Here is a 21254-nt window from a genome sequence, read left to right as displayed (position 1 = left end):
CGATGCTACAAAGTAATAAAAAAATCAGTAGTGGTGTTATGCTTAATATTTATCCAGACAGTATTGGAAAAAAATTAACTGACGCTGTAGGCATGCTTAAAATGACTGAATTCAAAGATGTTTTTTCTTTATTGTATGTTTTGCCCACTTTTTTCAATAGCGATTTAGATAGAGGCTTTTCTATTATCGATTATGATATTAATAAGGATTTAGTTGATACAAAAGATTTGCTAGATTTAAAAGAGCTTAATATAAAATTGAAGTTCGATATCGTATTAAATCATCTTTCTGTGGCTTCCCCTCAGTTTAAAGACATGCTACAATACGGTAATAAATCAAAATTTAAAGATTTTTTTATAAATTGGAATGAATTCTGGGAGGGAAACGGCGTACTGAACGAAGAGGGAATTGTAATTCCAAAACCAGAATTTCTCAATAAATTATTCATGAGAAAGTTAGGTTTGCCCATCTTGAAAGTACGGTTCCCCGATGGTACCGAACAGCCTTATTGGAATACTTTTTATCAGCAAGTTACCTACAATCCAATTGCTGTAATTGATTTACAAAATATAAGTTTAACGGAAGAGAAAAGTCAGTTTATTGTTACTGCGGTTAATACCGCAATTAATAATAATCAAGATTTCAAAACCGTTGATTTTAAAGATTGCACTCCTTTTAAACCAGAAATTTTACAAATTGTTGAGCAAAAGCGCACCTATTTAGGACAAATGGATGTCAATGGTGAATCGCCTTTAGTATGGGAATTTTATGAGGAGACTCTAAAGAAATTAAGCGGTTATGGTTGTAATATACTTAGATTAGATGCTTTTGCCTATTTGCATAAACAAGTTGGGGAATCTAATTTTTTTAATAAACCAGGAACTTGGATATATTTAGAGCGTATTAAGAAAATAGCAGAACAAAATAATTTGATGTTATTGCCAGAAATACATGCAGAATATGGTTTGCATTTACACGATGAGGTCGCCAATGAAGGATATCATATCTATGATTTTTTCTTACCTGGTTTAACGATACACACTATCGAAAATAAAACTAGTAAAGCTTTATTAAGTTGGGCTAAGGAAATTATTGCCAAAGGATATAAAACAGTAAATATGCTTGGTTGTCATGATGGAATACCTGTTTTGGACTTGAAAGGCAAGGAGGTAAATGGTGTTTATAATAAAGGATTGTTAGAGGATGCTGATATAGAGGGTATCATGAATAAAATCATGGAACGAGGTGGTCGTGTGAAAAATCTCTACGATCCATCTGGGAATAAAATTTCTTATTATCAAATAAATGCTACATTTTTTAGTGCATTAGGTGAAAATGAACAAAAATTACTTCTGGCAAGGGCCATTCAAATGTTTATGCCTGGTATTCCACAGGTTTGGTACTTAGATATTTTTGCCGGTAAAAATAATTATGAAGCAGCTGATAATGGTGGTAGTGCAGGACATAAAGAAATTAATCGCACCACATTGACATTACCCGATATTGAGCGCGGGTTGAAAACAGGAGTTGTTAATAGACAGCTAGAGATTATTAGGTTAAGGAATACTTCGAATGCATTTTTAGGTCAAGTAGAAATCAATGATACTGTGGATGAAATTATAGATATCAAATGGGTAAATGGTACCACAGTTGCGCATCTAAAGGCAAATCTTCAAACTAATGGATTTATAATTGAGCATACTGATAATGGACTGAGAAGTACGATGAGTTTTTAATTTTGATATCTTACCAAAATATGAAAATAAAGATTGCCAAGCCTAAAGAGATTGAAAACAATAATTATACAATTAATTAAGAAATAAAGATGAAAAAAAGTACGGTTAAAATTGCCATGTATCTCAATTACTTTGTATTTGCGATTCTGCTGAACAGCGTAGGAATTGTGATACTAAAGGCACAAAAAAATTATGGTGTAGATGAATTGCAAGCCAGTGTTCTGGAAGCTTTCAAGGATTTGCCCATCGCCATAGTTTCATTTTTAATCGCTTCATTTTTACCAAGAATAGGATACAAGAGAGCTATGCTTATTGGTTTAGCCTTGGTTTCTCTGGCTTGTATTAGTATGTATTTTGGAAATTCTTTTGGAACGGCAAAATTACTTTTTGCTACCGTTGGTGTTTCATTCGCATTGATAAAAGTATCTGTGTATTCACTTATTGGAACAATAACAGAGAATCAGCAGGAACATAATAGTTTGATGAGTAGTATTGAAGGTGTGTTTATGATAGGAATTGCATTGGCATATTTCTTATTTCCCGCGTTTAATTCAGATTCGAATCCAGATGCTTGGTTGAATGTATATTGGTTATTGGCTGCGATTTCGTTAGTCTCTTTTGGTTTTTTATTTTTTACTAAATTCGAAAATCAAACCGAAATTCCGGGCGTAGATTTAGCAGATGACTTCAAACAAATGTTCAAATTATTTGCAAAACTATTAACCATAGTTTTTGTAATCAGTGCGTTCCTGTTTGTAATGATTGAGCAGGGAATTATGTCTTGGCTGCCTACTTTTAATAGTAAAGTGTTGCATCTACCGGAGAACATCAGCATTATGATGGCAAGTATTTTGGCTATTTCATTAGCTGTAGGACGACTTTTGGCGGGTGTAATTACTAAAAGAGTCAATTGGATTTGGGTACTTAGTTTTTGTATTGTTGCAGCTATGCTTATTGTGGTTTTTGTACTTCCTAAAACGGTTGGATTGGATGTCAAAGAAATCAATTCGCTTGGCGATATCCCTTTGATAGGATTTGCTTTTCCATTGGTAGGACTTTTTATTGCGCCTATTTATCCGCTTTTAAATTCAGTGGTTTTAAGTGCTTTGCCTAAAAAACTGCACAGTTCGATGACTGGTTTAATTGTAGTTTTCTCTGCGCTTGGCGGTACTTTGGGCTCCAGAGTTATTGGTTATTTATTTAAAAACGAAGGCCCGGAAAATGCATTTTATTATACATTAATACCAATGGCGCTATTACTGGTTTCTTTCTTTATTCTAAAAAAACTTACTGCTAAACAATGAAATTCTTACTCAATATAGACAAAGTATTCCAGGAACTATTGCTTCAAGAGGATACGGATCAGGACAAAAAAATCACGAAAGACGATAATGGCCCTAAAAGATTTATTTTGGTAGACGAAACTACTAAACAAGAAGAAGCGATTGTGGGGACGTATCATTTGTCCAATTTATTACAGGAATTAGCCCAACTTAAGGACGCAAATTCAGGAATGGGTGAAGTTGATTTGAGTCGTATTCAAGAGAATCCAGTACAACGAATTTCAAGAAAAATCAAAGATGATTATTGGGAGGAACTGACTCGGACTATTGATAAAAAAGGTTTGACACAAATTATTGAAGACGAAAAAACCTCCAGTGATGTGGCAACACTTTATGTTTCTGCAAAAGATAAACAGGGAGTTACTTATTTTCAGGAATTGGAAAAACAATTGCCAAATTTTAAAGTCGAAATTCTACCAGAAAATTATTCGGTGGAATATGTGGAAACTTTAAATGAAAAACCGGGAATTCTGGCTTTGGCTTTGGAACAAAAAATATACAGTCTGCAAGGCGTTCCCTTTGTGGTTCCTGGCGGAAGATTCAACGAAATGTATGGTTGGGACAGTTATTTCATAGGTGTAGGCTTATTAATTGATAATCAATTAGACAAAGCAATTGCGATTGCTGAAAATTTTAAATACCAAATTATACATTACGGAAAAATTCTGAATGCGAATAGGAGTTATTATTTGACAAGAACACAACCTCCGTTGTATTCCTCATTGCTAATAGAAATTGCCAAAAAGAAAATACCAAGTTTAGACTGGTTAAGAAGCCATTTGGAAACGGTTATTTTGGAATACAACACGGTTTGGATGGTTCAAGGAAACCGATTGACGCCAACGGGTTTAAATCGATATAAGGCTGATGGAATTGGAATGCCGTTTGAGGTGGAACCGGGACATTTTGATGATGTTTTAGAACCGTATGCTAAAAAATATAATTTACCTATTCGAGAATTTGAAAAACAATATTTGCAGAGAACGCTTGTTGATGCTGAACTGGATGTCTATTTTGTTCACGACCGAAGCATGAGAGAAAGTGGACACGACACGACTAACCGACTCATTAATACGTGCGCCAATTTGAATTCAGTAGATGTCAACAGTTTTCTTTATAAATACGAAAAAGATGTAGCTTATCTAATTGCTACTTATTTCGGGAACAGTTTTCAAGTTGGTGGTGTAGCTCATACTTCGGAAGAATGGGAGCAAAAAGCGCTTTTTCGTAAAGATAAAATGAATGAATTGTGCTGGAACGAAAAAGCAAGCATGTATTTCGATTATGATTTTGTGAACCATGAGCAATTTCCATTTGAAGCTGCAACAACATTTTTTCCTTTGTGGGCTGGGTTGTGTGATGAAAATCAGGCTAAAAAATTAGTCGAGGTAGCCTTGCCACAATTTGTGAAAACAGGCGGAATTACGGGAAGTACTAAGGCGAGTATTGCTAATGCTCCAGAAGAAGCGCCTCAACGACAATGGGATTATCCATTTGGTTGGGCACCGCACCAAATGTTGTTGTGGGAAGGATTGATTAAGTACAATTATTTGGATAAAGCACAAGAAATGGTCTACCGTTGGTTGTGGTTAATTACCAGAAATGCGGTCGATTATAATGGGACGATTCCGGAAAAATTTGATTTGGAAATCAGTTCACATAAAGTTTTTGCCGAATATGGAAACGTAGGGACTGAATTTGATTACATCGCAAAAGAAGGTTTTGGCTGGGTGAATGCGTCCTATCAATATGGATTGCAAATTTTGAATGCGGAATTAAAAGAGAAATTAGGAGAACTGATTTCTCCCGATGACATATTTTAGTACTGAAAAATATTTTTGTTATTTGAATGTATATTTTTTTTAACTTTATAATTCACTAAATGAATCAATTATGACAGTTAATCAAATTTTAAGCACTAAAGGAAAGGAAGTTTTTTCCATACTTTCCACTAACACTGTATACGAAGCATTGACAGTGATGAGCGAAAAAAACATCGGGGCAATTCTTATTATAGAAGATACTGTTCTCAAAGGGGTTTTGTCTGAAAGAGATTATGCTCGAAAAATTGTTTTGAAAGCGAAATCTTCAAAGAAAGCCTTTGTTCATGAAATCATGGAAACAGATGTGGTAACGGTAAGTCCATCGGATAATTTAGAGTACTGCATGGAATTAATGAGTACAAAAAGAGTTCGACATTTGCCAGTTCTGGAAAATGAAATTGTAATTGGGATTATCTCTATTAGTGACGTTGTAAAAGCTATAATCGAGATGCAAAAAGATACCATTAAACATTTAAACTCTTATATTACACAATAAAAAGAATCAGAAAAGTTATAATTATAAAAAGCTGCCGGTAGTGCAGCTTTTTTTTTGGAATCAAAATACGCTTGTTTTTATACAAAAGAATGGGGGAAAAGTCCTCTTTTTTTAAATCAAGAGCCCTATCTTTGTACGCTAGAATAAAATCTAAAAACAATGGACAAAAATAGCAAAAGAAGAGAAGCATTATTATACCACGCAAAGCCTACTCCTGGTAAAATTCAAGTAGTTCCCACTAAGAAATATGCAACACAAAGAGATTTATCTTTGGCATATTCTCCTGGTGTAGCTGAGCCGTGTTTAGAAATTGCCAAAGATGTAAACAACGTTTATAAATATACTGCAAAAGGAAATTTAGTTGCCGTAATCACAAATGGAACTGCAGTTTTAGGATTGGGTGACATTGGTCCCGAAGCATCAAAACCAGTAATGGAAGGGAAAGGATTGTTGTTTAAAATTTTTGCTGATATTGATGTATTTGACATCGAAATTGGAACAAAAGATATTGAAGAATTCATTCAAACGGTTAAAAATATAGCGCCAACTTTTGGTGGTATTAATCTGGAAGATATTAAAGCACCGGAATCTTTCGAAATTGAAAGACGATTGGTCGAAGAGTTGAATATTCCTGTAATGCACGATGATCAGCACGGTACAGCCATCATATCATCGGCGGCATTGTTGAACGCATTAGAATTAGCAGATAAAAATGCAGAAGATGTAAAAATGGTCGTTTCAGGAGCAGGTTCTGCTGCTTTGGCTTGTGCCGATTTGTACGTTTTATTAGGAGTAAAAGTGGAGAATATTTTAATGTTTAACAGTAAAGGAGTTTTGACAAAAGACAATCCTTCTCTGTCTCTTTTGCAACAAAAATATGCCAAAGATATTAAACCAATGAGTCTTGAAGAAGCATTAGTTGGTGCAGATATCTTTTTAGGTCTTTCTACGGGAGGAATTATGTCTCCGCAAATGTTACTTGGCATGGCTGATAATCCTATCGTTTTTGCGATGGCAAATCCAGATCCGGAAATAGATTATAATCTGGCTATTGCAACTCGTAAAGATGTTATTATGGCAACAGGACGTTCTGATTTTCCTAATCAGGTGAATAACGTTCTTGGATTTCCTTATATTTTTAGAGGAGCATTAGATGTTCGTGCTACTAAGATAAATGAAGCTATGAAAATGGCGGCCGTTAAAGCATTGGCTTTATTGACCAAAGAATCAGTTCCAGAACAAGTGAACGTTGCTTATGGAGCTACAAAATTAAATTTTGGTAGAGAGTACATTATCCCAAAACCATTTGATCCAAGATTAATAACTATTGTTGCGCCTGCTGTTGCAAAAGCTGCTATGGACTCAGGTGTGGCATTGAATCCTATTACGGATTGGAAAAAGTACGAGGAAGAATTATTAGACCGTTTAGGGAATGATAATAAAATGGTTCGTTTGATTACAAACAGAGCTAAGATGGATCCTAAGAAAATTGTTTTTGCTGAAGCAGATCATTTAGATGTTCTTAAAGCTGCTCAAATTGTATTGGAAGAAGGTATCGGTTTCCCAATTTTATTAGGGAACAAAGAAATTATTTTAGAATTAAAAGAAGAAATTGGTTTTGATGCCGATGTTCAAATTATAGATCCTAAAATTAAAGAAGAGGAAGCGCGTAGAAATAAGTTTGCAAATACCTATTGGTCTTCCAGACAAAGACGCGGTATTTCCTTTTTGGACGCACAAAAATTAATGCGAGAAAGAAACTATTTTGCAGCCATGATGGTCAATGAAGGAGAAGCTGATGCATTAGTTACCGGACATTCCAGAAGTTATCCATCTGTGGTGAAACCAATGTTGCAGCTTATTGAAAAAGCGCATGGAGCTTCAATTGTTGCTACTACAAATATGATGATGACGGCTCGTGGGCCAATGTTTTTATCGGATACCGCAATAAATATTAATCCATCTGCGGATGATTTAGCTAAAATTGCTATTATGACTGCAAAAACAGCTAAAATGTTTGGTGTTGAGCCAGTAATTGCAATGATATCATTTTCTAATTTTGGATCATCAACAAATGAAAGTGCAGGAAAGGTTAGAGAAGCGGTAGCTTATTTGCATAAAAATCATCCTGATATGATTATTGATGGAGAACTTCAAGCAGATTTTGCTTTGAATCCTGAAATGTTAAAAGAAAAATTCCCTTTTTCTAAGTTGGCAGGAAAGAAAGTAAACACGTTGATTTTTCCTAATTTAGAATCAGCTAATATCACCTATAAATTATTGAAAGAATTGAATAAAGTAGACTCAATAGGACCTATCATGTTAGGAATGGGAAAACCAGTTCACATATTTCAATTAGGTGCAAGTGTTGAGGAAATGGTCAACATGGCGGCAATTGCGGTGATAGATGCACAGGAAAAAGGAAAGAAAAAAGCAAATTTAATTTAGCTTAATAAGCTATAAATTATAAGCGAAGTTAAATTGATGAATATGATAAAATTATGTGCTAATTTTATTATATTTGGTGCTATATTTAAGAATTAATGATAGCACATTTACAAGGAAAATTAGTAGAGAAATCGCCCACGCATATAATTATTGATTGTGGAGGAGTTGGTTATCATATAAATATTTCTTTACATACATATTCTTTGCTTCCAAATACGGATTTTATAAAAGTATATACGCATCTTCAAATAAAAGAGGATGCGCATACACTTTTTGGTTTTGTGGAAAAGTCAGAAAGAGAGATTTTCAAGATGTTATTGTCAGTCTCCGGAATAGGGGCAAGTATAGCACGAACAATGCTCTCTTCATTAGACCCAAAACAAATTACGAATGCAATTGCATCTGGTGATGTGGTAACCATTCAATCTATAAAAGGGATAGGGAGCAAAACAGCGCAAAGAGTAATACTGGATTTGAAAGACAAAGTATTAAAATTGTATGATTTAGATGAAGTTTCTATGTCGCAAAGCAATACAAATCGAGATGAGGCGTTATCAGCTTTGGAAGTTTTGGGGTTTTTACGAAAATCTTCAGAAAGAGTGGTAGAAAAGATTGTCAAAGAAGACCCAGAGGCTTCTGTGGAGTCAATCATCAAGAAAGCTTTAAAAAACCTATAGAGGTATTCAAGTAACACGAGTTGTATGCATAAAATTTGTACTTTTTTGCTTGTATTATTCTGTGGTTTTGCATCGCAAGCCCAAGTAAATCAAGCAGCTCAGGATACCGTTAAAACTGGATTTTCTATTGGAAAAGTCCAGATGAAAAACCCAAAGAGTATTCTCTCAGCCTATACCTATGACCCTATAACAGACAGGTATATTTACACAAATTCTGTTGATGGATTCTCTATCAATTATCCTATTATATTGACACCAAAGGAATACGAAAAATTGGTTTTGAAAGAATCCATGCGCGATTATTTCAAAAAAAAGGTGGATGCTATTGAAGGGAAAAAAGAAGGCAGCGAAGAAGCTAAAAAAGATTTATTGCCAAGATATTATGTGAAATCAGGGCTTTTTGAGTCTATTTTTGGAAGTAATACCATTGATGTAAAACCGACCGGATCCATAGAAATGGATTTGGGAATGCGTTATACAAAACAAGATAATCCCTCTTTTTCACCTAGAAATAGGTCCAATCTTTCTTTTGATTTTGATCAAAGGATAAGTATGAGTTTGATGGGGAAAGTGGGGACAAGACTTAATGTAAATGCTAATTACGATACACAATCAACATTTGCTTTTCAAAATTTAATGAAGTTGGAATATGCGCCTTCAGAAGACGATATTATCCAAAAAATTGAAGTAGGAAATGTGAGTATGCCTTTGAACAGTTCTTTGATTCGAGGCGCGCAAAGTTTATTTGGTGTAAAAACACAATTGCAATTTGGGAAAACGACCATTACAGGAGTTTTTTCTGAGCAAAAATCACAAACGAAAAGTTTAATCGCTCAAGGCGGAGGGACAATTCAAGATTTTGACATGTTTGCATTGGATTATGATAATGACAGGCACTTTTTCTTATCCCAATACTTTAGAAACAGATACGATAAATCATTAGTAAATTATCCATTTATAGATAGTAGGGTTCAAATTACCCGACTTGAAATTTGGGTAACCAACAAACAAAATAGGGTAGTCGCTACCAACAATAACCTCAGAAATATTATTGCACTTCAGGATTTAGGGGAAGGACAATTAAATGGTCTGACGGATAATGAAGTAGTTGTTTTGGATCCTATTCCTTCCAGTCCTCCTTTTTTTATTGCAGGACCGGATACTCCAACAGATAATAAAAACAATGCCTACAATCCTGAATTGATACAAGCAGGTGGTGGTTTATTGAATCCAAATATTCGTGAAATTGTAACTTCAAACTCAGGTTTTAATGTTACTGTAAGCGAAGGACAGGATTATTCTAAATTAGAAAATGCTCGAAAGCTGAATCCAAATGAATATACGTACAACCCGCAATTAGGTTATATTTCATTGCAACAAAGACTGGCTAATGATGAGGTTTTGGCGGTTGCTTATCAATATACAATTGGCGATCAAGTGTATCAAGTAGGGGAATTTGGTAATGACGGAGTTGATGCAACAGTAGTTACAGGAAACAGTCCTTCAAATCAAGCGATTATTTCTCAAAGTTTGATTTTGAAAATGCTGAAAAGTAATTTGACCAATGTTAAAAATCCTGTTTGGAACTTGATGATGAAAAACATCTATCAGATTCCGGGTGCTTATCAAGTAAAACAAGAAGATTTTAGATTTAATATTCTTTACACAGATCCTTCTCCTTTAAATTATATTACTGAAGTTCCGGGAAGTCCTTTTCCGCCGAATCCATTGCCTCAAAATGAAGTTGCCGAAACGCCTTTGTTAAAAGTATTTAACTTGGATAAATTAAATTATAACAATGATCCTCAAGCTGGAGGTGATGGTTTTTTTGATTTTATGCCAGGCTTAACGATGGATGCCCAATACGGAAGAATTATTTTTACTACCAAAGAACCATTTGGAGAATTATTGTTTTCGAAATTGTCAACTGGAGGAGAAAGTTATAACAATACCGGTTCTTATAATGAAAACCAAAAGAAATATGTGTTTCGTAGTATGTACCGAAACACACAATCTGGAGCTTTACAGGACAGCGATAAAAATAAATTTTTATTAAGAGGAAAATATAAATCCTCCGGTGGAGACGGAATACCTATTGGTGCTTTAAATGTGCCGCAAGGTTCTGTTGTGGTTACTGCTGCAGGTAGAGTTTTAGTTGAAGGAATTGATTATAGTGTAAATTATCAATTGGGAAGAGTTCAAATTTTAGATCCGTCGCTTCAAGCTTCTAATACACCTATCGAAGTGTCATTGGAAAATAATTCCGTTTTTGGTTTACAAACCAGAAGGTTTATGGGAGTGAATGTAGAACATAAAATTTCTGAAAATTTCTTGATTGGAGGAACTTTCCTTAAGATGACCGAAAGACCATTTACTCAAAAATCAAGCTTTGGTCAGGAATCAGTTAACAATACTATTTTTGGTTTCAATACTAATTTTTCAACCGAAGTTCCTTTCTTGACTCGATTGGTTAATAAATTACCAAATGTAGATACTGATGTACCATCTAATCTTTCTGTAAGAGGAGAAATTGCTTTTTTGAAACCTGACACTCCAAAAGCAGATCAGTTTCAAGGTGAATCTACCATTTATGTAGATGATTTTGAAGGTTCACAGTCTACTATTGATATGCGTTCTCCGTATGCTTGGAGTCTGTCATCAACACCGGAAAGAAATACCATGAGCACGTATGATTTCAATGCGAATGCAAATGATTTGAGTTATGGATTTAAAAGAGCCAAACTAGCTTGGTATTCTATTGATCCTATTTTTTATACTCAAAAGCCCGCAGGAATTTCAAATCAAGATTTATCTTTCAACAATACCAGAAGAATTTTTAGTGAGGAATTGTATCCTTTGACAGATATTGCACAAGGACAGTCTCAGGTTATAAATACATTGGATTTAAGTTATTATCCTTCTGATAGAGGTCCGTATAATAACAGTTTGAATTCGTCTACAAATCCAAGAGATAATTTTGGAGGAATTATGCGATCATTAAATTCGACTAATTTCGAACAAGGAAATGTTGAATATATTCAGTTTTGGGTACTAGATCCTTATGTAGGAAACGGTCAGGTGCCACAATCCAATACGGGAAAAATTTATTTCAATTTAGGTGAAATATCTGAAGATGTTTTGAAAGATGGAAGAAAACAATATGAAAACGGACTTGGGCCTGATCAGATATTGGTAAATCCACAGCCATTATGGGGAGATGTTCCGGCTTCACAATCACTAATTTATGCTTTTGACACTAATGTAGCAAACAGAACGAATCAAGATATTGGTTTGGATGGTTTGGCTAATGGCAATGAAGGAGTTGTATATACAAATTTTGCCTCAGAGTTAGATCCGGCAGCAGATGATTATACGTTTTATTTGAATGCTTCCGGAGGAATTTTGGACCGATACAAAATGTATAACGGTACTGATGGAAACTCTGCGGTTGATATTAGTGACCCAAACAGAGGATCAACAACTGTTCCTGATGTAGAGGATATCAACAGGGATAATACCATGAACACAATTAATGCGTATTACGAATATAGTATTGATGTACAGCCAAACATGAATGTAGGGGAAAATTATATTACTGATATAAGAAATACCCAAGTGACTTTGCCGGATGGCTCAACTACTGATGCGAGATGGCTGCAGTTTAAAATACCGGTTTCACAACCCGAAAACACGATAGGAAATATTTCTGATTTTAGATCGATACGTTTCATGAGAATGTTTATGACAGGTTTTAGTGAAGAAGTAACAGTTCGTTTTGGTGCTTTGGATTTGGTACGAGGAGAATGGAGACGCTATACCAATACGCTTGATTTTAATGACACTAATGTTACTGATGATGATACTAATCTAGATGTTTTAGCGGTTAATGTTCAGGAAAACAACGAGAGATGTCCAATAAATTATATTGTTCCTCCAGGAGTGCAAAGGGAGCAATTATACAACAACAATACAGTTATCAATCAAAATGAGCAGTCGTTAGCATTGAGAGTATCCGGAAACGGATTAGAACCGGAAGATTCCAGAGCGGTTTTTAAAAATGTAAGTATTGATATGCGTCAATTTAAAAAACTGAAAATGTTTTTACACGCAGAATCATTACCAAATGAAGTTGTACTGCAAGACGATCAAATGGTTGGATTCATCCGTTTTGGAAATGACTTTACTCAAAATTTCTATCAAATTGAAATTCCTTTAAAAGTGACGAGTCCAACTTCTGCTTCAAATACAGATTGTTCCCCTTTGAGCGCTGAGGAAGTTTGGCCAGAAGAAAATGAGATTGATTTGTCACTGGCTTTATTGACAAAATTGAAAATTCTCGCAATGAGTATTAATCCTAGTACATTGCCACTGGATGGTATTTATTATCCGGATAATGATCCGGCAAATACTGAGGGTGACGGAAGTGATAGATTGCGATTGGGTATAAAAGGGAATCCTAATTTTGGATTAGTGCGAACGCTGATGGTTGGTCTAAAAAACAACGAATCCCGAAATGATATCAAAGGAGAAGTTTGGTTTAATGAACTGCGCTTAGCTGATATGGATAATCAAGGCGGGATGGCAGCTGTACTGAATGTTGATACAAATTTAGCTGATTTTGCTACAGTTTCTGCTTCAGGTAAAAAGAGTACTATTGGTTTTGGAACTTTAGAACAAGGACCAAACGAAAGAAACCGTGAGGATACAGAACAATATAGTATTGTGACTAATGTGAATCTGGGTAAATTATTGCCTCCAAAATGGCAAATTAACCTGCCTTTCAATTATGCTATTGGCGAAGAAACCATAACTCCGGAATATGATCCTTTTAATCAAGATATCAAACTAAAACAATTGCTTGCTAATACAGCTGATCAGAATGAAAAAGACAACATCGAAAAAAGAGCTATTGATTATACAAAACGTAAAAGTATAAACTTCATTGGGGTTAGAAAAGATCGAAGCCCAGAACAAAAACAGCGTGTGTACGACCCAGAGAATTTTACTTTTTCCCAGTCATTTAATGAAGTGGAAAGACATGATTTTGAAATTGAAGATTATGTAGACCAGCAGGTAAATACATCGGTGGACTATGCCTATACTTTTAAACCAAAATCAGTAGAGCCTTTCAAGAAGACAAAATTCATGAAAAAAAGTAATTATTGGAAATTGTTAAGCGATTTCAATTTTAATTATTTGCCATCTAATATATCGTTTAATACGAATATCATCAGACAATACAACCGTCAGCAATTTAGACAGGTAGATGTTGAAGGAATTGGATTGGATCCTTTGTACCGAAGAAATTTTGCGTTCAATTATCAATATGGATTTAATTTTAATTTGACTAAATCTTTAAAATTAAACTATACGGCTTCTTCCAGTAATATTGTAAAAAATTATTTGAATGAAGACAATGAACCTATCGAAACTTTTACAATCTGGGATAGTTATTGGGATATTGGAGATCCAAATCAGCACATGCAGCAATTGGTTGTGAATTATGAAATTCCAATCAATAAAATTCCATTATTTAGTTTTGTCAAAGCCAATTATTCCTATACGGGAGACTATAGCTGGCAACGTACTTCTAATGCATTGTCTCAAATAGAAATTGATGGAAACAGTTATAATTTAGGGAATACGGTTCAAAATGCGAGTTCAAATAATTTGAATGCAACTTTAAATATGGATATGTTGTATAAATATTTAGGGCTAACAAAAAATGCAAATAAAACAGTTCCAAAACCTAAAACAACCGCTCCAAAACCAGGTGAAAAAATAGTAAATACAAATGCTAATCAAGTGCCAAAAAATAATGAATTTGTAGATGGTTTTATAGGTGTTTTAACCAGTATTAAAAACATCCAAATGAATTATACCTATAACAGCGGTACGGTTTTACCTGGATATACGCCAAGTGTAGGGTTTCTAGGTTCGTCAAGACCATCGTTAGGATTTATTTTTGGGGCACAAGACGATGTAAGATATGAAGCTGCCAAAAATGGTTGGTTGACGAACTATCCTGATTTTAACCAAAATTTTTCTCAGGTAACCAATAAATTATTTAAAGCTACCGCAAATGTAGATTTGCTGCCGGATTTAAAAATTGATTTGTCATTAGATCGCGCTTATTCTGAAAATTCTTCGGAACAGTATGATGTTATTGACGGGGTTTATAACCCTAGATCTCCATATGATACAGGTATTTTTTCAATTTCTACGGTGTTGATAAAAACGTCGTTTTCGGTTAGTGATGAAAATTCATCGGTTGCATTTGATGATTTTAGAATGAACAGACTTACGGTAGCCAATCGATTAGCTACACAACGAGGAATTGACATTACTAATCCGGGTAATTTGGACCCAGATGGATTTCCGATAGGTTATGGAAAAAACAATCAGGCAGTATTGTTGCCTGCGTTTTTAGCAGCTTACTCAGGCGGAAATGCTTCAGATGTTTCTCTTGGGATTTTTAGAAGTTTCCCAATTCCAAACTGGTCGATAAAATACAATGGTTTGATGCGTTATGGACTCTTTAAAAAGAATTTCAAACGGTTCTCTTTGCAACATAATTACAGGGCTTCTTATACGATAAATGCGTTTAGATCAAATTTTGAATACGACAAAGATCCAGAAGGAAAGGATGCGAGTGGTAATTTTTTCAATCAAACGATAATGTCAAATATAAACTTGGTAGAACAATTTAATCCGTTGTTGCGAATGGATTTTGAATTGAAAAGTTCCTTAAAAGTATTGGCCGAAATTAAAAAAGACAGAGCATTATCCATGAGTTTTGATAATAATTTGTTGACAGAAGTTAAAGGAATAGAATATGTGGTAGGATTGGGTTATCGTTTCAAAGACGTAATTTTCTCTTCCAGACTGGCAGATAATCCAACAGGAATAATAAAAAGTGACATCAATTTAAAAGCAGATGTGACTTATAGAAACAATCAAACGATTGTTAGATATTTAGATTATGACAACAATCAATTGGCTGGAGGACAAAATATATGGTCTTTGACAGTCAAAGCAGATTATGCTTTTAGTAAAAACCTGACGGCTATTTTCTATTATGATCACTCTTTTTCGAAAGCAGTAATATCTACTTCTTTTCCGTTGACAAATGTTCGTTCCGGAATCACACTTCGTTATAATTTTGGGAATTAATTTTTCTAAAAGGGAACAATTTTGAATAGAAGATTATTACATTTGTGGCATAAAATTTAAATTATCAATAAATAATTATCAATTACAATTTATATGAACATACCAGTAAATTTAAAGTACACTAAAGATCACGAATGGGTTAGTATTGAAGGCGATACTGCAACTGTAGGAATCACTGATTTTGCACAAAAAGAATTAGGAGATATCGTATATGTTGAAGTTGAAACTTTAGACCAGACTTTAGACAAAGATGAGGTTTTTGGTACAGTGGAAGCAGTTAAAACCGTTTCTGATTTGTTCCTGCCATTAACAGGTGAAATTATTGCATTCAATGATGCTCTTGAAGGTACTCCTGAAAGTGTTAATTCTGATCCTTATGGAGCTGGATGGATGATCAAGATAAAAATTGCAAATATGGCAGAAGTAGATGATTTATTATCTAGTGATTCTTACAAAGAACTTATTGGTGCCTAAACAAATATATTTTTTGGCCGCTTTATTATGGGCTGGAGTTATTGCTTTTTTTTGTTTGATTCAACTGAATAATGTTCCGCTGGGAGAGGTTTCAAATCTGGATAAATTAGTGCATGTCTTTTTTCATTTTGTTTTAATGATACTTTGTTTTTTGTTTGTTCAAAAATATACAAATGCGATAAACAGTTTAAAACCCATACTAATTTCTTTGCTGTTTTCTGTTTTTTTTGGAATAGGTATTGAAATAGCTCAAGAATTATTTACCACTACCAGGCATGCAGATGTATTTGATGTTTTAGCAAATTTATCAGGTGCAATTTTAGGAGTAGCAGTTATTATTTTATTTGATTTGAAAACAAAATTCACATAAAATTCAATTTAAATAGAGTCCCACTTTGGTGGGACTTTTTTATTTATAGCATTCAGAAACACGAATGTTTATTTAGTTTAGTTTGTCTTTTTTTAAAAAGCATGTAAAAACTTCAGTTCTAGCGTTAAAAATACAAAATAGTGAAATTTTATAGTAAACTTATGTGCATATAAAATGTATTTTTGTGCGTGATAATCTACTCTAATTAAGAAATCAAAGCGCATGAATATTAAGCAATATTTAGATTCTACCTATTTAAAAACGGCAGAACAAGCGGGACTCAGCGAAAAAGAAAATACTTTGGTTGTCAAAGGATTTGTCCAAGAAGCAATCGAGGAGCATTTTAAGCTTATTATGATTCGTCCTAATATGGTTTTTTTGGCAAAAAAAATGATTCTTGAGGCAAATTCAGTTGTGGCAATAGGAACTGTAATTGATTTTCCGGAAGGGAAATCTTCATTAGAAAATAAACTTAGCGAAGCTATTCAAGCGATACATGATGGTGCTGATGATTTAGATTTTGTGTGCAATTATGAAGCTTTTAAAAGAGGAGAAATAGCTTTGGTGAAAGAAGAAATTCTGAAATGTACTCAATTGGGTTTAGATAATAATAAGGTAGTAAAGTGGATTATTGAAGTGGCGGCTCTAAGTGATAAGGAAATTATCCAGTTGTCAAGTTTGATAAAAAATGTAATCGTTTCTAATTTTAAACAAGAGCTTTTCGCATCGGTTTTTGTGAAGTCCTCGACTGGATTTTATAAAACAGAAAATAATTTGCCAAATGGCGCCACTATTCCTTCAATATTGATGATGCTTGAAAATGCATCGCCCCTTCCGGTGAAAGCTGCAGGAGGAGTAAGGACTTATGAAGAAGCGGTTAAGATGATTCAATTAGGGGTAAAAAGAATAGGTACATCAGGTGCAAAAAGTATTGCTAACGGACAAAATTCACATAATGAATATTAAATTCACAAAAATTATAAACATGAAAAAAGGGTTGCTGGCTTTATTTTTATTTTCGTTTTCCTTTTTTGCATATTCCCAAGATTTCAATACGACTTCAGTACAATCTGTTAATTCGGCGGAGCGATTTCCTGTTTTTCCTGATTGTGTAAATTTGCAATCGAAAGTGCTTGAGAATTGCTTTTACAGTCAAGTTCAGGATTTTGTTTTTCAAAATTTCCAAGTTCCGGATGATTTAAAGCAAAATAATTTTAAGGGGAATGTAAAAGTTCTTTTTGAAGTGGACAGTAATGGTGTTTTTAAAGTGATTTATGTTGATGCTGTTGATGAGACGTTGATAAAAGAAACAAAAAGGGTTTTTGGTACATTTCCAAAAATAGAACCGTCAACCTATAACGGAAAACCTACCTATTCTAAGTTTACCATTACTATTGCCATACCTTTAAAAAGTAGAGCGGAAATCGAAGCAGAAGCTTTGGCGAAAGCCGAAATAGTTTCAAATAATAAACCGAAGCTTACTGAATTGGACAGTATTGTGTATAAAAAGTTTGCTAATCCGGAGTTTGAAAGCCATTTGAATGTTCCTTTTTCGCACAGTTACTATGCACAGTTTGATGGTTCTTTAAATCAAGTGGGAAGTAATAATCACACGGCTTCAAAGCCATATACGTATGCTGAGGTTTCAAAATATTACGACTTGAAAGCCGTTAATGAAAAGATAAAAAAGAAAGCTTCCGGTTGGTGGGCAAGAAAATTATGGAATGAGAATACTGTTGAAATTCAGGGCGAAGGATATTGGTTTACATTAAATCCTATACTGGATTTGCAGGTTGGTAAAGATTCAAAAAGTGAAGCCTCTTACACTTATGTAAACACACGCGGAATCAATTTTAGAGGAGGGTTAGGCAAACAGCTTAATTTTTCTACCACGGTTTTTGAAAGTCAAGGACGCTTTGCAGATTACTTCAATCGTTATGCGGAATCCATAAAGCCAGCTGGCGGAAATCCTGCTATTATTCCTGGGATAGGGATTGCCAAAGATTTCAAAACAGATGCTTATGATTTTCCTTTGGCTGAAGCCAATTTGACTTTTACGCCTAGTAAATATTATGATTTACAATTGGGTTACGGCAGAAATTTTATTGGTGATGGATACCGTTCTTTGTTAGAAAGTGATGGCGCCAGTCCGTATCCTTATTTTAAATTGAATACTAATTTTTGGAAAATAAAATATACCAATACCTACATGTGGCTCAAAGATGTTCGTCCTGAGGTAACATTAGAAAGAACGTACGCTACAAAATTTATGGCAAATCATTATTTGAGTTGGAACGTTTCGAATAAATTGAATCTTGGTTTCTTCGAGTCGGTGATTTGGACCAATACGAATGACAGAGGTTTTGATGTGAATTTTGTGAATCCAATTATATTTTATCGTTCGGTTGAATTCGCTTCTTCGGCAAGAAGTGGAAATGCAGTTTTAGGATTGACATTTAAGTATAAATGGAGCAATCAAATCAATTTTTACGGACAGTTTATTCTGGATGAATTTTCTCTTGGAGACATCAAAGAAGGAGATAATAGTTGGAAAAATAAGTACGGATATCAGTTAGGTGTTAAGTATTACAATGCTTTCAAAGTTGATAATTTACTGCTGCAATTAGAGTACAATCATGTGCGCCCATATGTGTATTCTCATAGCATGCCAATCACAAATTATGCGCACAACAACCAAAGTATCGGACATCAATGGGGAGCAAATTTCAAGGAATTTATTGCCATTGCCCGTTATCATAAAGGAAGGCTTTTTGCTGATGCAAAAGTTACTGTGGGGACTCGAGGATTTGATTTTGATACCGCCGAAGACGGTTTTAATTACGGAGGAAATATCTATAAGGATTATGATGAAAACAGGGCTCTTGATAGTGGTGTAAAAGTAGGTCAGGGAAATAAAACGGCTGTTTTTATAGCTGATTTTCAAGGTGGGTATTTAGTGAATCCGTCGACGAACCTGAAGCTTTTTGGAAGTTATATTTACAGAAGTTTTGATCCTACAAAAAACACCGCAACCACTTTCACTGAAAGCACTAATTGGTTTACTTTAGGATTGAGAGCTGATATTTTTAATTGGTATTTTGATTATTAATCTTTTTGTGAATTGTTTTTTGTCAAATCCCTTTTGATACACTACTTTTGCAAAAGTTTTTCAAAACAAACAAACTCTAGTATTGAACGCAACACAAAATACATTTTCATTAAAATCCATTTATATTGATTTCCGAGAGATCACTAAGGCGCGTTTAGCTATTAGTGTTGTGTTTTCGTCTATCGCGGGATTTATGCTTGGGATCTATGATTTGCATTCATTGGATTGGATGGTTTTGCTAAAATTGGCAGTTGGTGGCTATTGTATGGTAGGAGCATCAAATGCTTTTAATCAAGTTATCGAAAAAGATTTAGATGCCTTGATGGATAGGACTAAAAATCGTCCCGTTCCGGCTGGCAGAATGTCTCAGACTACGGCTTTGATTATAGCGAGTCTTTTAACGGTTGTTGGAATTGCATTGTTGTATACAATTAATCCAAAAACTGCTATGTTTGGCGCCGTTTCAATATTTTTATATACAAGTGTTTATACTCCTTTGAAAACGATGACTTCATTGTCTGTTTTTGTGGGTGCTTTTCCTGGAGCTATTCCTTTTATGTTGGGTTGGGTTGCGGCAACAGGAGAATTTGGAATAGAAGCTGGAACCTTATTTTTAATTCAGTTTTTTTGGCAATTTCCCCATTTTTGGGCAATTGGGTGGTTTTTGTATGAAGATTATGAGAAAGCAGGTTTCTTTATGTTGCCTACAGGTAAAAAAGACAAAGGAACAGCCTTGCAGATTATATTATACACGGTTTGGTTAATTTTAGCGTCACTTTTGCCAGTTTTGGGATATACAGGACGTTTGTACATGACGCCAATTGCTGCGATTGTTGTATTTTTACTTGGATTATGGATGCTTTTTTATGCTGTTCGATTATACAAATTAAGAACTGCAAAATCGGCCAGAACTTTAATGTTAGTTAGTGTTTCTTATATTACATTGTTACAATTGGTTTATATATTTGATAAATTTTTAAGATAGTTATGGAGATGATAATGACAACTGAGGAACAAAAATCTAGAACTGCAAGATCATATAAGTTGATTTTGTTGTTTGCAATGGTTAGTATGACTATGATGTTTGCTGGACTTACCAGTGCTTTTGTAGTGAGTAAATCCAGGGCAGACTGGTTGAAGGATTTTCAATTACCAATAGCGTTTTATTACAGTACTGCAGCAATAATAGGATGTAGTGTTGCTTTTCATTTGGCTAAAAAAGCGATTCAGAAAAACAATCAAAGTAAAACGACAATTTTTCTTTTGACGACATTAGTTCTAGGAATATTGTTTGTAATTTTACAGTTCGTAGGATTTGGTCAAATAGTGGATAATGGGTATTATTTCACCGGAAGTGGAAGCTCAATAACTACTACTTTTTTATACGTTGTTACGGTTGTGCACTTGATTCACCTTGCTGGTGGCGTGATTTCACTTCTAATTATAATTTATAATCATTTTAAACAAAAATACAATTCATCTCAAACCCTTGGAATTGAACTAGGTGCAATGTACTGGCACTTTCTTGACTTATTGTGGGTTTATTTGTTTTTGTTTTTATATTTCTTTAAATAAGAAAAAAACGTAAATTTGGGAACTTTTTAA

Annotated in this window: 13 protein-coding genes; all 13 read left to right on the top strand. The window is 34.3% G+C overall.

Features of this window, described 5'->3' with window-relative positions; genetic code table 11:
* The first annotated feature begins 2 nt into the window (after nt 1-2).
* The 13 genes from QLS65_RS02385 to QLS65_RS02325 all read left to right on the top strand — a co-directional run bounded on the left by QLS65_RS02385 (nt 3) and on the right by QLS65_RS02325 (nt 21224).
* Nucleotides 3-1736 (top strand): alpha-amylase family protein, encoded by a 1734-nt coding sequence (locus tag QLS65_RS02385; protein WP_282710841.1) that lies wholly within the window; start codon nt 3-5, stop codon nt 1734-1736.
* A gap of 89 nt (nt 1737-1825) precedes the next feature.
* Complete coding sequence (locus QLS65_RS02380; protein WP_282710840.1) at nt 1826-3040, top strand: MFS transporter; 1215 nt, start codon at nt 1826-1828, stop codon at nt 3038-3040.
* Entirely contained in the window at nt 3037-4902 is a 1866-nt protein-coding gene (locus tag QLS65_RS02375) for a trehalase family glycosidase (RefSeq protein WP_282714979.1), read from the top strand. The genes QLS65_RS02380 and QLS65_RS02375 overlap by 4 nt, the downstream gene beginning before the upstream one ends.
* Nucleotides 4903-4972: 70 nt before the next feature.
* A complete protein-coding gene (locus tag QLS65_RS02370) occupies nt 4973-5398 on the top strand; it encodes a CBS domain-containing protein (protein ID WP_282714977.1) in 426 nt (141 codons plus the stop codon).
* A gap of 159 nt (nt 5399-5557) precedes the next feature.
* Nucleotides 5558-7846, top strand: coding sequence for an NADP-dependent malic enzyme (locus QLS65_RS02365; protein WP_282714975.1), 2289 nt, complete (start codon nt 5558-5560; stop codon nt 7844-7846).
* Between the two features lie 95 nt (nt 7847-7941).
* Nucleotides 7942-8523, top strand: coding sequence for a Holliday junction branch migration protein RuvA (gene ruvA / locus QLS65_RS02360; protein ID WP_282714973.1), 582 nt, complete (start codon nt 7942-7944; stop codon nt 8521-8523).
* 24 nt (nt 8524-8547) lie between these two features.
* Nucleotides 8548-15696 (top strand): T9SS outer membrane translocon Sov/SprA, encoded by a 7149-nt coding sequence (sov, locus tag QLS65_RS02355; protein ID WP_282714972.1) that lies wholly within the window; start codon nt 8548-8550, stop codon nt 15694-15696.
* 93 nt (nt 15697-15789) lie between these two features.
* Nucleotides 15790-16170 carry a glycine cleavage system protein GcvH gene (gene gcvH / locus QLS65_RS02350; protein ID WP_282710836.1) on the top strand — a complete coding sequence of 127 codons (381 nt, stop codon included), beginning with the start codon at nt 15790-15792 and terminating at the stop codon, nt 16168-16170.
* Nucleotides 16163-16540, top strand: coding sequence for a VanZ family protein (locus tag QLS65_RS02345; RefSeq protein WP_282714969.1), 378 nt, complete (start codon nt 16163-16165; stop codon nt 16538-16540). Before gcvH ends, QLS65_RS02345 begins: the two co-directional genes overlap by 8 nt.
* A 222-nt stretch (nt 16541-16762) precedes the next feature.
* Nucleotides 16763-17506, top strand: coding sequence for a deoxyribose-phosphate aldolase (deoC, locus tag QLS65_RS02340; protein WP_282714968.1), 744 nt, complete (start codon nt 16763-16765; stop codon nt 17504-17506).
* A gap of 19 nt (nt 17507-17525) precedes the next feature.
* Entirely contained in the window at nt 17526-19649 is a 2124-nt protein-coding gene (locus QLS65_RS02335) for a gliding motility protein RemB (protein WP_282715745.1), read from the top strand.
* A gap of 82 nt (nt 19650-19731) precedes the next feature.
* Nucleotides 19732-20634 carry a heme o synthase gene (gene cyoE, locus QLS65_RS02330; RefSeq protein ID WP_282714965.1) on the top strand — a complete coding sequence of 301 codons (903 nt, stop codon included), beginning with the start codon at nt 19732-19734 and terminating at the stop codon, nt 20632-20634.
* A 2-nt stretch (nt 20635-20636) separates the two neighbouring features.
* Nucleotides 20637-21224: a cytochrome c oxidase subunit 3 gene (locus QLS65_RS02325; protein WP_099714319.1), complete on the top strand. Its 588-nt coding sequence runs from the start codon at nt 20637-20639 to the stop codon at nt 21222-21224.
* Nucleotides 21225-21254 lie beyond the last annotated feature (30 nt).

It is taken from the genome of Flavobacterium algoritolerans, from assembly GCF_030010385.1.
GTDB lineage: Bacteria > Bacteroidota > Bacteroidia > Flavobacteriales > Flavobacteriaceae > Flavobacterium > Flavobacterium algoritolerans.
This window is presented reverse-complemented; position numbering and strand designations above follow the sequence as displayed.

Bases quoted from the DNA above. Each gene is read 5' to 3' on its own strand.
- QLS65_RS02385 (WP_282710841.1), top strand. From the start codon at position 3: ATGCTACAAAGTAATAAAAAAATCAGTAGTGGTGTTATGCTTAATATT.
- QLS65_RS02380 (WP_282710840.1), top strand. From the start codon at position 1,826: ATGAAAAAAAGTACGGTTAAAATTGCCATGTATCTCAATTACTTTGTA.
- QLS65_RS02375 (WP_282714979.1), top strand. From the start codon at position 3,037: ATGAAATTCTTACTCAATATAGACAAAGTATTCCAGGAACTATTGCTT.
- QLS65_RS02370 (WP_282714977.1), top strand. From the start codon at position 4,973: ATGACAGTTAATCAAATTTTAAGCACTAAAGGAAAGGAAGTTTTTTCC.
- QLS65_RS02365 (WP_282714975.1), top strand. From the start codon at position 5,558: ATGGACAAAAATAGCAAAAGAAGAGAAGCATTATTATACCACGCAAAG.
- ruvA (WP_282714973.1), top strand. From the start codon at position 7,942: ATGATAGCACATTTACAAGGAAAATTAGTAGAGAAATCGCCCACGCAT.
- sov (WP_282714972.1), top strand. From the start codon at position 8,548: ATGCATAAAATTTGTACTTTTTTGCTTGTATTATTCTGTGGTTTTGCA.
- gcvH (WP_282710836.1), top strand. From the start codon at position 15,790: ATGAACATACCAGTAAATTTAAAGTACACTAAAGATCACGAATGGGTT.
- deoC (WP_282714968.1), top strand. From the start codon at position 16,763: ATGAATATTAAGCAATATTTAGATTCTACCTATTTAAAAACGGCAGAA.
- QLS65_RS02335 (WP_282715745.1), top strand. From the start codon at position 17,526: ATGAAAAAAGGGTTGCTGGCTTTATTTTTATTTTCGTTTTCCTTTTTT.
- QLS65_RS02325 (WP_099714319.1), top strand. From the start codon at position 20,637: ATGGAGATGATAATGACAACTGAGGAACAAAAATCTAGAACTGCAAGA.